Annotated in this window: 11 protein-coding genes and 1 riboswitch; of the genes, 5 read left to right on the top strand and 6 right to left on the bottom strand. The window is 43.9% G+C overall.

The window, feature by feature from the left end:
- Nucleotides 1-82: 82 nt before the first annotated feature.
- From AAFH98_RS01915 to AAFH98_RS01925, 3 genes are all read left to right on the top strand, one after another.
- The gene (locus tag AAFH98_RS01915) at nucleotides 83-1,216 is read left to right on the top strand and encodes a Re/Si-specific NAD(P)(+) transhydrogenase subunit alpha (RefSeq protein ID WP_342520979.1); all 1,134 of its coding nucleotides are present in this window, start codon (nucleotides 83-85) and stop codon (nucleotides 1,214-1,216) included.
- Nucleotides 1,217-1,330: 114 nt separating this feature from the next.
- Nucleotides 1,331-1,624, top strand: a complete 294-nt coding sequence (locus AAFH98_RS01920) for an NAD(P) transhydrogenase subunit alpha part 2 (RefSeq protein ID WP_342520980.1) — start codon at nucleotides 1,331-1,333, stop codon at nucleotides 1,622-1,624.
- Nucleotides 1,617-3,035, top strand: coding sequence for an NAD(P)(+) transhydrogenase (Re/Si-specific) subunit beta (locus tag AAFH98_RS01925; RefSeq protein ID WP_342520981.1), 1,419 nt, complete (start codon nucleotides 1,617-1,619; stop codon nucleotides 3,033-3,035). Before AAFH98_RS01920 ends, AAFH98_RS01925 begins: the two co-directional genes overlap by 8 nt.
- On the opposite strand, the gene AAFH98_RS01930 is transcribed toward AAFH98_RS01925, so the two are convergent.
- From AAFH98_RS01930 to AAFH98_RS01945, 4 genes are all read right to left on the bottom strand, one after another.
- Nucleotides 3,032-3,424, bottom strand: coding sequence for an acyl-CoA thioesterase (locus AAFH98_RS01930; RefSeq protein WP_342520982.1), 393 nt, complete (start codon nucleotides 3,422-3,424; stop codon nucleotides 3,032-3,034). The genes AAFH98_RS01925 and AAFH98_RS01930 overlap by 4 nt on opposite strands.
- 85 nt (nucleotides 3,425-3,509) lie before the next feature.
- Nucleotides 3,510-5,939, bottom strand: coding sequence for a ribonucleoside-diphosphate reductase subunit alpha (locus tag AAFH98_RS01935; protein WP_342520983.1), 2,430 nt, complete (start codon nucleotides 5,937-5,939; stop codon nucleotides 3,510-3,512).
- A gap of 113 nt (nucleotides 5,940-6,052) precedes the next feature.
- A complete protein-coding gene (locus AAFH98_RS01940) occupies nucleotides 6,053-7,039 on the bottom strand; it encodes a ribonucleotide-diphosphate reductase subunit beta (protein WP_342520984.1) in 987 nt (328 codons plus the stop codon).
- 135 nt (nucleotides 7,040-7,174) lie between these two features.
- Nucleotides 7,175-7,366, bottom strand: a riboswitch (cobalamin riboswitch).
- A gap of 79 nt (nucleotides 7,367-7,445) precedes the next feature.
- Nucleotides 7,446-8,726 carry a spinster family MFS transporter gene (locus AAFH98_RS01945; RefSeq protein WP_342520985.1) on the bottom strand — a complete coding sequence of 427 codons (1,281 nt, stop codon included), beginning with the start codon at nucleotides 8,724-8,726 and terminating at the stop codon, nucleotides 7,446-7,448.
- Nucleotides 8,727-8,860: 134 nt separating this feature from the next.
- Between AAFH98_RS01945 and nth the strand changes: the two genes are divergently transcribed.
- Both nth and amrB read left to right on the top strand, forming a co-directional pair.
- Complete coding sequence (nth, locus tag AAFH98_RS01950) at nucleotides 8,861-9,568, top strand: endonuclease III (protein WP_342520986.1); 708 nt, start codon at nucleotides 8,861-8,863, stop codon at nucleotides 9,566-9,568.
- A gap of 129 nt (nucleotides 9,569-9,697) precedes the next feature.
- Nucleotides 9,698-10,939: an AmmeMemoRadiSam system protein B gene (gene amrB, locus AAFH98_RS01955; RefSeq protein ID WP_342520987.1), complete on the top strand. Its 1,242-nt coding sequence runs from the start codon at nucleotides 9,698-9,700 to the stop codon at nucleotides 10,937-10,939.
- Between the two features lie 95 nt (nucleotides 10,940-11,034).
- Here amrB and gldC read toward each other — a convergent pair whose 3' ends face one another.
- Both gldC and ahcY read right to left on the bottom strand, forming a co-directional pair.
- Nucleotides 11,035-11,370, bottom strand: a complete 336-nt coding sequence (gene gldC / locus AAFH98_RS01960; protein WP_342520988.1) for a gliding motility protein GldC — start codon at nucleotides 11,368-11,370, stop codon at nucleotides 11,035-11,037.
- Nucleotides 11,371-11,510: 140 nt separating this feature from the next.
- A complete protein-coding gene (gene ahcY / locus AAFH98_RS01965; protein WP_342520989.1) occupies nucleotides 11,511-12,824 on the bottom strand; it encodes an adenosylhomocysteinase in 1,314 nt (437 codons plus the stop codon).
- Nucleotides 12,825-12,865 lie beyond the last annotated feature (41 nt).

Below are 12,865 nucleotides of genomic sequence, written 5' to 3' on the forward strand. Positions count from 1 at the left end.
GTATCATAACAATCTTACATTTTCCTTATTTGCAATACCGTTACTTTTCAATAAGTTATCCCCTTAACCTAAAACTTTTCGGGTGCCTATTGTGATTATAGCTATTCCAAAAGAAACAGCTGAGCGCGAGAAGCGTGTAGCCCTCATTCCTGATACAGTTTCTAAACTCGTTGAAAATAATCATGAAGTCTGGGTAGAGTCCAATGCTGGTAAAGCTTCCAGCTATTTAGATGAAGCTTATCAATCAGCAGGTGCCAACATTATCAACAATCGCACCACGCTTTTTTCGGATGCAGATATTCTAATTAGCATTCAGTCCCCAGCGCAAGATGACCTCAGCAAGATGAAATCAGAAAGTGTCCTAATCTGCCTGCTGTGGGCGCTCCAAAATGAAGATTTAGTCAATTTCTTACAAGAGCAGAACATTACTGCACTGGGGATGGATGCCATTCCTCGAATTTCACGTGCTCAAAGTATGGATGCACTTTCATCAATGAGTTCTATTGCGGGATACAAGTCTGCACTTATTGCAGCCAACGAACTGGACCGCTATATGCCCATGATGATGACCGCGGCGGGAACAGTGGCTCCGGCTAAAGTACTGGTGCTTGGCGCTGGAGTAGCAGGACTCCAAGCCATTGCCACAACAAAACGACTGGGTGCTAAGGTCGAGGCTTTTGATATTCGCCCAGCTGTCAAAGAACAAGTCGAAAGTTTGGGAGCCACCTTTGTAGAAGTCCCCGATCTGGATGACGAATCGGAAACAGAAAGCGGCTATGCCAAAGAACTGGCTGAGGATGAACAAGAACGCCAGCGACAGGTAATCCATGAACACGCCCAAAAATCGGACATTATTATTACAACAGCGCTCATACCCGGCAAGCCTGCCCCGCTGTTGGTTACCAAACAGATGGTCAACGATATGCATGCCGGAGCTGTTATTGTGGATTTGGCTGCGGAGCAGGGCGGCAATTGTGAACTAACAACACCGGGAGAAACAACTATTGTAAATGAGGTGAAAGTCATTGGCCCGTTGAATATACCCAGCATGTTGGCTTATCACGCAAGCCAACTGTACTCTAAGAATATGTTGTCATTATTGGACCACCTAATTAAAGATGGCAAACCAGAATTCGATTTTGAGGATGAAATCACGCTACATACAACTATAACGCACCAAGGAAAAATTATCAGCCCTGTATTAAAAAATAATTAAATAAGGAGTAGTCATTTCGAACGCAGTGAGAAATCCTTGTTCACTTAATATTTTACAAGACAAAGATCTCTCCCGTTGGTCGAGATGACAATAAAATTATAGCAACCAAATAATATGTCTGGACTTATTTTCAATCTTTTCATTTTTGTACTGGCCTCATTTGTTGGCTTTGAACTTATTTCAAAAGTCCCTCCCACACTACACACCCCGCTAATGTCGGGGGCCAATGCTATCTCAGGTATTACCATTTTGGGTGCCCTCGTGGTAGCAGGTCAGGTTGACCACCAAATTGCCCAGCATATCGGGTTTACAGCCATTGTTTTTGCAACCATCAACGTAGTTGGTGGATTTATGGTGACCGATCGTATGCTCGAAATGTTCAAGAAAAAAGATACCACCAATGAGTGATTTTCTACCGCCATCAATACAAGCTATTCTCCCAGACGTTATCCAGCTTATTTACCTTGTAGCCACCGGCATTTTTATTGTAGGGATAAAGCGACTCGGTTCTCCCGCCACGGCCCGATCAGGGAATCAACTTGCTGCACTGGGTATGTTTATCGGTATTATTGTCACGCTCTTTGATCAGCAAATTCTCTCGTTCGACTATATTATTGCTGGTATTCTGGTGGGTGCTACAATTGGTGTTACCGCGGCTAAAAAAGTAGAAATGACTGCCATGCCCGAGATGGTAGCTATTTTTAACGGTTTTGGCGGCGGTGCTTCAGCACTGGTAGCATGGGGAGAATTCACTCGCTTCGAAGCTTCTGCTTTTGTCACGCAAGATCTAATAACCATCGGACTTAGTATTCTGATTGGTTCCATCACCTTTACCGGAAGTTTTATTGCATTTGGAAAACTAAAGGGATTTATCAGTGGCAATCCTATCACCTTTCCGGGACACAATATTTTCAATGCATTCTTAACGGTGGGCACTTTGGGATTAGTTGGCTGGCTCACTTTTGATCCCACCAGTCAACTTACATTCTGGCTACTTTTTGGTATTGCCCTGTTACTTGGCATCCTGACAGTAATCCCAATTGGTGGTGCCGATATGCCGGTAGTCATTTCGTTGCTCAACTCCTATTCAGGCATTGCTGCGTCCATGGCTGGATTTGTGATCAATAATAACCTGCTCATTATTAGTGGTGCGCTGGTTGGGGCAGCAGGACTCATCCTCACAAATATCATGTGCAAGGCTATGAATCGTACGCTCGGCAATGTACTTTTTGGTGCCTTTGGGGGCGACGGTGGATCGGGTGGAGGCCCTGCGGATGATACCGACAAAACAGTCCGTGAAACAACTCCTGATGATGTAGCCCTACAATGTGCCTATTCTGATCGCGTGGTGATCGTCCCCGGATATGGATTGGCAGTGGCTCAGGCACAACACGTACTCAAAGAAGTAGCTGACAAACTGGAGAAAAAGGGCGTGGAAGTAAAATATGGCATTCATCCGGTTGCGGGACGTATGCCCGGACACATGAATGTATTGTTAGCCGAAGCCGACGTTCCGTATGATCAACTTTACGACATGGAACAGATCAATCCCGAATTTAAATCGACGGATGTAGTGCTCATTATTGGCGCCAATGACGTGGTAAATCCTGTTGCCAAAACTGAGCCGGGTAGTCCCATTTATGGCATGCCTATTATGAATGTAGATGAGGCCAAACGAACAATTATCTTTAAGCGAAGTCTAAGTCCCGGTTTTGCCGGCATTGACAATCCACTTTTTTATGACGAGAAGAATCAGATGTTTTTTGGGGATGCCAAGGATTCATTACAGGCATTAAGTCAAGCTTTAGCTGATATTTAACATCCCACAGAAATTGGAGTAGGCTTTCGATCATCATCGATAGCAACCATATTAAATTTACCTTTAATTGCTTCCGAACACTTCTCGGAATACATATCCTCGATTACCATGGTGACTATAACCGTTAAGCTGGTATTACCAACATGACTAACTTCGCCCGTGAGTTCCACCAGCTTTCCAGCGGGAATGGATTCGGTAAAATCAATACGTTCGGATGAAACAGTTACCATTTTTTGACGGCTAAAACGCGTAGCCGTAATAAAAGCTGTCTCATCCATCCACTGAAGAGCGGTACCACCAAAAAGAGTATCATAGTGGTTCGTCGTGTTAGGAAAAACGGCTTTCACCATTTGGGTACGAGAACGTTCTTTTCGATCAGATAATGTCATAACAATATACTATGGCGTTTTGACTTAGAAATAAAAAAGAGCGATGTCGTCACTGTTGACGACATCGCTACCGGAGTTGCCAAACCTATTCACAGGCTGGACAAATTCTGCGTAACATCGGATCGGTCGGACATGAATCAGCATCTTGGGCATTGAGCGCCTCTTCGACAACGTCATCCCCAAATTTTTCGCGCGCTTTGGCTTCCAGATCTTCATGATCACTGACTTCTTTATGCCCCTCTTTTTCTGCATGCGACGATGTCCCATTTGAGGATCCACTACCAGAAGCCGCGCCAAACCCTTTACGGGACCCCCGCTTATTGACCTCTTCGGTATATTTCTCCCCTTTTACCACTTTGTCGATAAAGCAGTAGTACGTGGATTTTAGTTTTTTCTCCCATGCATACAGATAAAACTCCTCCATATCATCGCGCATCCGCTCAGCAATATAGAGTGATTTAGAAACAGACTGATCGATAGATTCCTGAAACGCTGCAGCGATATCGATTTGTCGCTCAGGATGAATTTCATAAGCCGTTTTATACAGATCTTTGTTAATCACACCATCCAGCTCCTGAATGGGTTGTACCGAGCCATTATTCACTTTTATTTTCTGAGCCATCTCGTCGCTCCAATACCCTTTTTCTTCGAGATCCTCAATGAGCTGACGATTAATAACAATATGCTTGCCAGAAAGAGTATCTCGTGAATAAAGGTTACTAAAATAGCTGTCGATAGATGAGGTCGTACCCGATATGATAGAGATTGAAGCCGTGGGCGCAATAGCTAACAACACTGCATTGCGTCGCGGTTTGTAATCATAAGGATTACCCGCTTCTTTCATCTCCTTATAGTGTTCAAAAGCACCACGCTCATCAGCCAATTGTTGAGAGGTACGATACGTTATTTTTCGCATAAAAGAACCGATTTTTCGAGCCAGGATAACGGCTTCTTCAGAATCATAAGGAATGCCCAGATCAACCAGAGCTTCGGCAAATCCCATGAGACCAATGCCCAGCGGACGTAAATCCATGGTATTTTTTTCGGCCGGCTGAGAGGGGTAAAAATTCTTATCGAGCACATTATCGAGTCCGCGTGTCATCGTCTCTAACGTATCTTCAAATTTATCCCAATCAATATCGCTTTGATCATCCGTTAGATGCTTCGACAAATTAACCGATGCCAGCGTACACACTGCTGTAGAATCGGAACTGTTGGGAATAGAAATTTCGGTACAGAGATTCGAACTATTGATTACACTATACTTGGGGCACGGATTATGACGATTGTGTTCGTCTTTGAATATCAGCCATGGATGACCCGTTTTGGCTAATTTGAAGAGGTATTTTTTGAAGAAATTTTTGCTATCACGCTTGTCATATTGCTTTAAATCCCCATCCTCGGCCTGCTCAATACGCTTTTCATACTTTTTCTTAAAATCATCACCTACGGCATCCACCAACTCGGGACATTCCCCGGGATCAAAAAAGTACAATGGCTCTCCATCCTTGATGCGACGCATCATTTCGTCGGGCATCCAAAGACTGGTATTCAGCGACGGCGTCCGAAAATACGCGTTTCCCGTAGTTTCGCGCAGGTCCAGGAATCCATCAATATCGAGATGCCACGGTTGCATAGACATCACCTGAGAACTCCTGCGGCGCCCGCCTTGCTGAATAGAATTTACTAATGTATCAAAAATTTTAATGAACGGGATAGCCCCTGACGAGGGTGCATTCAACGATTTAATATTTGAACCCGTTGCCCGAATTCGGGTAACATCCGTACCCACGCCACCGGCATACTTTGCCAAGAAAGCCGTTTCGCGGGCTTTGTCCATAATAGAATCCAGCGAATCGTCAATAACGCTCACATAGCATGATGAATACTGGGAAGTAGTCGTACCAGAGTTAAACAACGTAGGCGTAGAGTGCAAGTATTCCAGTTTTGAAAGTTTATTGTAAACCTTCACAACTTCTTCATTGGAATTCCCAATTCCCATAGCCACCCGCATGAAAAACCATTGCGGCTTCTCTAAAAGTTGGTCATCTCGATCTCGCATCAAGTAACGATCTTTAAGGGTAGTTAGCCCAAAATACCCAAGCAAGCCATCACGGTTAAAATTTAAGCTCTCTGCTAATAGCTCAAAATCAAACTCTTTAAGGTTCTCATCCAGCAAATTTTCTTCAAACCCTTGGGCCAAATAATCCCGAAAATGATCCAATCGCCGGTTGATATCTTTGTCCACTATTTTCAACAGCTGCCGAGTGGCCAGCGTATCGTAAACAGGATGCTTGGGGATAAGCTGCTCAATAGCTTTTAGCACAAGCTGGTCAAGCTCCTCGGTAGTAACCCGTTCGGGAACTTTGAGATCAAGCTCTTTCATGATTTTGAAGACGATTTCGTAATCATCTTCAACCTCCAGTCCCTGGATAATTTCAAAGATGGCGTTAATAATTTTTTGAGTTCGGAAAGGTTCTTCTGTTCCGTCGCGTTTTATAACTGTTCGTTTCATGGCATTGGTAGGTTTATTCGTAATTAGGCTCTATGTCATACTGAACTTGTTTCAGCATCTCTTGCAATGGATCCCGAAACAGGTTCGGGATGACACGGAGAATGACATAACTGTTAATAGTTTGTGTATTCAGTAGATGAGACTTCGAAAAAGTTGATCAGCTTTTTAACGTCTTCTTTCTGCAGAAATCGCAGTGGGTTTTCATTGATATGGAACTCCTGCTGAAAACCAAGCTCTTGCAGCCGGCGGTCGGTTATGTATTTGAGATAACGCTCCATTTCCCCCGATGAAATACCCAGAATTGTCCGGTCCCCGAACTGGTGCTTCACGTATTCAATTTCGAGTGAGGTTCCTTCCAAAATCACATTGCGGATGTCCTGCACATATTCGGTATCCTCAACAATTTCTGGGTTTTCGTCCAGCATAATCAGGATGGCTTCAATACCGTTTTGCAGGTGAAGCGACTCATCGATGAGTACCAGCTCTACCCCTGAGACCACATTTTTCATTTTTGCCATATCTTTGAGTGCAAAGAAATGGGCAAAAGAAGAGTAGAAGAAAATCCCTTCAAGGATAATGTTGTTGAGCAGAATAGCTCGGAGTACCTGCTTTTGCCCTTTGAGGGTTTCAGGATTAATTTTCCCGTGACTAATTTTGTCGATCTCATCGACAATAAGGTTCTGTTTTTTTCGCAGTATGGGATCGTCGAAAGCCACATCGTACATTTTCTCTCTATCCAGCCCGAACGATTGCAGCACAATTTCAAAGAAATCGCTGTGTATATTTTCCATAAAAAGCTGTGTACTGAAACTCATCTTCGCATGCGGATCAGTCAACAGCGGAAAAAAAGAATTGACCAACACATTTTGCACCAGTAGCTCCGACGAACAAAAATAGCCCACCGCTGTATCGAACAATTCTTTTTCATCGTCGGTAAGTGAATGATAGTCGAGGGCATCCTGCTGGATATTCAGCTCCTCGGGGAACCACACCACTTTTTTCTGTTTCTCGTACAGTTCTTTAAAAATGGGATAAGAAGGGTCTTCGCTCAGTTTGATATTATCACGCACCGAAGTACGTCCAATTAATTTTGTAGGCATAAAGGTCTCCGTTTTAGCTTGCAATTATGAGGAGGGATGCTAAAACGTTGATAAGGCAGACATCAAATAGGAACAGTAGTGAAAGTCGGATATTCCATACCTGCCTTTCAACAACGCCCTAACTCCCGAAGGCCTCGTTTACTTGATTTAAAGGCAGGTCTCCTGACTTACCGACCAACTCTTTGCACCTTCCCATCTCGTTTGGGCTGAGACAGTGGTTGCTACAAAGAATATTGCGGATTACAGTTGCGGGAACAGTTCCGGCTTTCCACCGGATTCCCTTTTCATCCCGACAGCTGTCGGGACACCTTCAAATCTATTTTTAAGAAAACAGCTACCGCTCTCATTGTCAATGACTACTTTTCCACAAATAGCCAGGGTTTTCCACAATTGGTATTGAAAACAGCTATTCTATCTCCTCATCCTGAGTATAATGTTGCATGGCCAACCAGAAAAAGATTGTTGCCAGTACCCCGCAAAAGCTGAACACCGTCATCAATGCCTTGGCCGTACCATAATCACCGGTAAAAATTGTATCCATCAACCAACCGGTAAGAGGCGGCCCAATACCAAACCCCACTACACTAATTACAAATAAATACAAGCCACTGGCCAGTGCTCGCATATTCGGCTTTACCAAGTACTGCAAAATTGCTGCTGCAATGCCGTTGTATGATGATGAGATAATATTTGCCAATCCAATCAGGATCAGTGCCACCATCGCGGATTCAGCAAATAACCCAAAATAATAGAACGGCAAACAAGCTAACGCGGCTACTACGCCCGGTACAAATCGATAGGAAGCCTCAAACTTTTGTGCCAGCCAGTCAGCTGCTTTACCTGATGCCATTACGCTAAGTCCCGTTGCCATCATAAACCATCCATATTGCGGAATTAACGATCCAGCCCCATGAATATCAGTCAATACTTTACCCACAAACCCTAATATAGTGTAGCCCGTAAAGGCCATAAAAGAGAAGCCCAGAAAATGGTAGCGTACGGTTTTTTTTCGGATGATGTACCGAACCACATCACCAAATGACTGTTCGGTATCATATCGCTTATTCTTGGGAGATTCGGTAATTCCTCTGGGAAACTCTTTGATCACAACCCAAGCTACAACAGCTATTAATAGTCCGGGCGCTCCCACTGATATCAGCGAAGTGCGCCAGTCATAGGCCTGAGCAATACTCCCCCCCACTAAAAATGAAATTCCAATCCCCAGAAAAATTCCGGCCGCATAAATGGAAAAGACCGTCCCCCGCTGTTCGGGTTTAAAATAATCCGAAAGCAGGGAATAAACCGCTGGACTTAATGCCGACTGGCTGATCCCCACAAAAAAACGGGCAACAATCAAAAACGTAAGCGAGGTAGCAAATCCACTGACAATCGTCATCAGGCTCCACACCACCAATCCAGCAATAATCATGAGCTTACGGGAATAGATATCTGCCAATCGCCCCATTGGGATACCGCACAGCGCATAAATAAACGAAAAAGCTGTTCCGTAGAGAATGCCGACTTGGAAATTACTGAGCGATAGTGCATCCTGAATACTTGGCGCCAGCACAGCAATGATCTGGCGATCCACAAAGCTGGAAATGTAGATAAGTGTTAACAATCCCAGTACCAACCAGGCATAGGGAGAGGAAATGAGTTCTTTGGCTTTCTGTTTTGGTAGCGACATTCCTTAAGTTTTCCTTTATTTAGTGAAGCTAAAGGTAGGGTAATTTAATTGTTGATTTCCACCTTAAATAAGCTGGAATTACACTACCAGCAATCCCATAATACAGTATTCTAAACCGAGGACATCTATCACACATGGCCAAAACCAAGCAGTACGAAGATCTTCCCAAACTCCCCGAGAAAACTGACGAAGAAAAGGCACGAGCCCAAGAAATTTTAGATCAACTTTACAAACATTATCCCAACCCCCATTGCGCGCTTGATCACCGAAATCCATTTGAACTCTTGTGTGCTACTATCCTAAGTGCACAGTGCACCGATGTTCGGGTAAATAAGGTTACGCCGGATCTGTTCGAGGCTTACCCAACGCCCGAAGCCATGGCCGAGGCTCCCATCCAAGAGCTGGAGGAGTTGGTTCGTTCCACCGGATTTTATCGCAACAAAGCCAAAGCCCTCAAGCAATCTTCGCAAACTATTGTAGAAAAACATGATGGAGAGATTCCACAAAATATTGATGACCTGCTCGAATTTTATGGCGTTGCTCGCAAAACAGCTAATGTAGTACTGGGCAATGCATTTAATATCAATGTAGGTGTAGTCGTAGATACCCACGTGCGGCGTTTTTCCAACCGGTATGGACTTACTGAGCACGAAAAAAATACCGACAAAATTGAGCGCGATCTGATGGCACTATTTCCACGTGAGCACTGGACAAACTTATCGCACCTGATGATTCACCACGGACGTAATGCCTGTAAAGCTCGTATTTCTGAGCCGCCCGATCATCCGCTCTGTGAAAATTATGGAATCCATTGTGAATGCCAGGCGATGCGGAAAGAATAATAATCAAAATATCATGCTGAACTTTGCCGTGTTCCGACCTTTCGGGGTTGCAGCATCTCTTGAGATAACTAAAATGGCAGATCCTGAAATAAATTCAGGATGACACGGTATTCCAAAAACTACCTACTCATGAGTGAAGAAAAGCTATTTAGTTCTAAAATTGATCCTATCCCACCGCTACGTCGTGACTTGCAGATTATCCCTGTACAAGACAACGGAACCGCGCTCCTCTACTTTCATGATCAACGGGGATATACCACCCCTGATTTTGCGTTGAAGCGCGAAGCCCAACAACTTCTTTCACTGTTCGATGGTCAGAAAAGTATTAACGACTTAGAATCTCATTTGGGGAATGGGATAGGTAAAGATGATCTGCTTGATTTTATTCAACTATTGGACCAAAACCGGGTTTTGGATTCTGCCTATTTTGGAAACCATGCCGAAAAAGTCGAAGCAGATTATGAGTCAGCTGACATCCACAAATCCGTAACTGCCGGCGGTTCGTACCCGGCTGATGCCGAGGAGTTACAACATTACTTGGACGAGGCTTTTGCCAAACATGCTGAAAATATTAGCCCTGCGAGCTCTGCCAAGGCACTTTATGCACCACACATCGATCCGCGCGTAGCTTTAGATAGTTACGTAAAAGCGTTTGCGCCCATCCGGAACTTAAAACCCAAGCGTGTGATTATTCTGGCAACTTCGCACTATGCTGGACTTTATCCCGACCTTTATCAAAATGCCCCTTTCATTCTGGTTGATAAAGACTTTAAAATGCCATTGGGAACAATTCCCCGAGATCAAGAAGCCATTGAAGAACTCCCACGTTCCGCCTCTGACTTAGGAATCTCATTCCATGATCGTGCACATCGTATGGAGCACAGCATCGAACTGCACCTGCTCTTTTTAAGCTATCTCTGGAATCACAATTACGAAATTGTGCCTTTCGTGGTACGCGGGTTTGATGACCTGTATTACATGAAAGAGGGTCAGCTTGGAAAACAGCTGGACAACTTTTCTAACCTGCTTCAAAAACGTTTTGGAGATGATGAAGAAACCTTTTTTCTGATCAGCGGTGACCTTGCTCATTTTGGCAAAAAGTTTGGAGATGAATCACCAGCCCAAACGATGTTTGACGATGTAGAACATTTTGACAACAAGTTTTTAGACTACGGTTCTAACAATGACCGTGAATCCATGCTCACATTAATGAAAGAGGGCTATGATCCATACCGTATTTGTGGATTTCCGCCGCTTTATACCTTTTTGCAATCCATGCCAGACCTAAAGGGTGATATTTTAAGCTACGATCTTTGGGATGAGCGTGAACGAGACAGCGCTGTAACTTTCGGATCCATTCTTTATCAATAGAGCACAGCTTCTACGGATGCAGCTAATAAGCACCGATAGTAAAATCATCCCTTTTCGCTGTGAGAATCCGCCTAATCGGTGTCACCTGCGGTCTATTAATCCACTATTTCCATTTTTTCAGCAAAGTAAGACGTAAAGTCCCGCATATCTTCGGCCATACCTTCTTCTTCGGTAGAATTCTCTAAGGTATCAGCCATAGTTACCAATGTTTGATGAAAGAAAATTTTCATTTCTTCTTTCGTCATTTCTTTTGTCCACAGATCCAATCGCAGCGTATCCTGCTGTTCAGGATCCCACATCGATAACAACATTGCCTTGCAGTTGGCAATGCCTTCGCCTTCTTTATCAGTGGCATTCCAATCTATTTTTTCGGGGACGTTATTATCGTCGAGTTCTACAGTAATGCTAATTTCTTTCTTGTTATCAGCCATAAATCAACTACCTTTTTTAGATCCTGATTCCGAAAACTTTCGGGGCAGGGTAACACATTAATTTCATTTCCATTCTCAAATAAAAAAGCCTCATCCATCGCAAAATGAATGAGGCCAAAATTACAAACTGCTATCGAAAATTAATAGCGATAATGGTCAGGCTTATACGGTCCCTCTTTGGGAACGTCAATATATTCAGCCTGCTCATCAGAAAGCTCATCAAGCTCCACACCAATTTTCTTAAGGTGCAGACGTGCGACCTTTTCATCCAGATCTTTAGGAAGTACACTTACTTCCAGATTGAAATCTTCTGGACGATTCCAGAGTGCAATCTGTGCTAATGTCTGGTTGGTAAAACTGTTCGACATCACAAAAGAAGGATGTCCTGTAGCATTACCAAGATTCATCAGACGACCTTCCGAAAGGAGAATAATTTCCTTACCGTTTTCGTTGAGCTTAAATAAGTCAACTTGCGGCTTGATGTTGTCGCGCTCAGCATTCTCTTTCAACCAAGCTACATCAATCTCGTTATCAAAGTGACCGATATTTCCGACAATCGTCTTATCCTTCATATTCTTGAAGTGACGTTCGGTAATAATGTCTTTGTTACCCGTTGCCGTAACAACGATATCTGCTTCTTTAACAGCATCATCCATCTTCATGACTTCGTAACCTTCCATTGCAGCTTGAAGTGCACAGATAGGATCGATCTCGGTAACAATTACGCGGGCACCTGCGCCTCGAAGCGAAGCAGCAGAACCTTTTCCGACATCACCATAACCAGCAACAACAGCAACCTTTCCAGCAAGCATAATATCAGTCGCACGCTTAACCGCATCCACACAAGACTCGCGGCAACCGTACTTATTATCAAATTTCGATTTGGTTACCGAATCATTAACGTTAATTGCAGGAGCACCAAGAGTGCCATTTTTCGCCATTTTATACAGGCGATTTACACCAGTCGTAGTTTCCTCAGAAATTCCGTTAATGCCGTCAAGCAGCTCAGGATAATCTTCGTGAACCAACTTCGTAAGATCCCCACCATCATCGAGAATCATATTCAACGGTTCGCCATCTTCAAAGAAAAGTGTCTGCTCAATACACCACCAAAACTCTTCCTCATTCATTCCTTTCCAGGCATACACCGGAATATCCTGATCAGCAATAGCGGCTGCAGCATGATCTTGTGTTGAAAAGATGTTGCAAGAAGACCACTGTACCTCGGCCCCCAACTCAACAAGCGTTTCAATAAGTACTGCTGTTTGTACCGTCATATGCAGGCAACCCGCAATACGAGCCCCCTTCAACGGTTGTTCTTCCGCATACTCTTCGCGGAGCGCCATCAAGCCAGGCATCTCTGCCTCAGCCAAACGAATCTCTTTTCGGCCAAACTCAGCCAAACCAATATCCTTAACCTTGTAAGGAAGTTTCTCTTTTACCTTCTGTGCCATGAATGTTAATCCTTAATTTCCGTTTTGTGAAAGTCGTTAAA

Origin of the sequence: Fodinibius sp. Rm-B-1B1-1 (assembly GCF_038594945.1) — a bacterium.
Lineage (GTDB): Bacteria > Bacteroidota > Rhodothermia > Balneolales > Balneolaceae > Fodinibius > Fodinibius alkaliphilus.

Bases quoted from the DNA above. Each gene is read 5' to 3' on its own strand.
- AAFH98_RS01920 (WP_342520980.1), top strand. From the start codon at position 1,331: ATGTCTGGACTTATTTTCAATCTTTTCATTTTTGTACTGGCCTCATTT.
- AAFH98_RS01925 (WP_342520981.1), top strand. From the start codon at position 1,617: ATGAGTGATTTTCTACCGCCATCAATACAAGCTATTCTCCCAGACGTT.
- AAFH98_RS01930 (WP_342520982.1), bottom strand. From the start codon at position 3,424: ATGACATTATCTGATCGAAAAGAACGTTCTCGTACCCAAATGGTGAAA.
- AAFH98_RS01935 (WP_342520983.1), bottom strand. From the start codon at position 5,939: ATGAAACGAACAGTTATAAAACGCGACGGAACAGAAGAACCTTTCCGA.
- AAFH98_RS01940 (WP_342520984.1), bottom strand. From the start codon at position 7,039: ATGCCTACAAAATTAATTGGACGTACTTCGGTGCGTGATAATATCAAA.
- AAFH98_RS01945 (WP_342520985.1), bottom strand. From the start codon at position 8,726: ATGTCGCTACCAAAACAGAAAGCCAAAGAACTCATTTCCTCTCCCTAT.
- nth (WP_342520986.1), top strand. From the start codon at position 8,861: ATGGCCAAAACCAAGCAGTACGAAGATCTTCCCAAACTCCCCGAGAAA.
- amrB (WP_342520987.1), top strand. From the start codon at position 9,698: ATGAGTGAAGAAAAGCTATTTAGTTCTAAAATTGATCCTATCCCACCG.
- gldC (WP_342520988.1), bottom strand. From the start codon at position 11,370: ATGGCTGATAACAAGAAAGAAATTAGCATTACTGTAGAACTCGACGAT.
- ahcY (WP_342520989.1), bottom strand. From the start codon at position 12,824: ATGGCACAGAAGGTAAAAGAGAAACTTCCTTACAAGGTTAAGGATATT.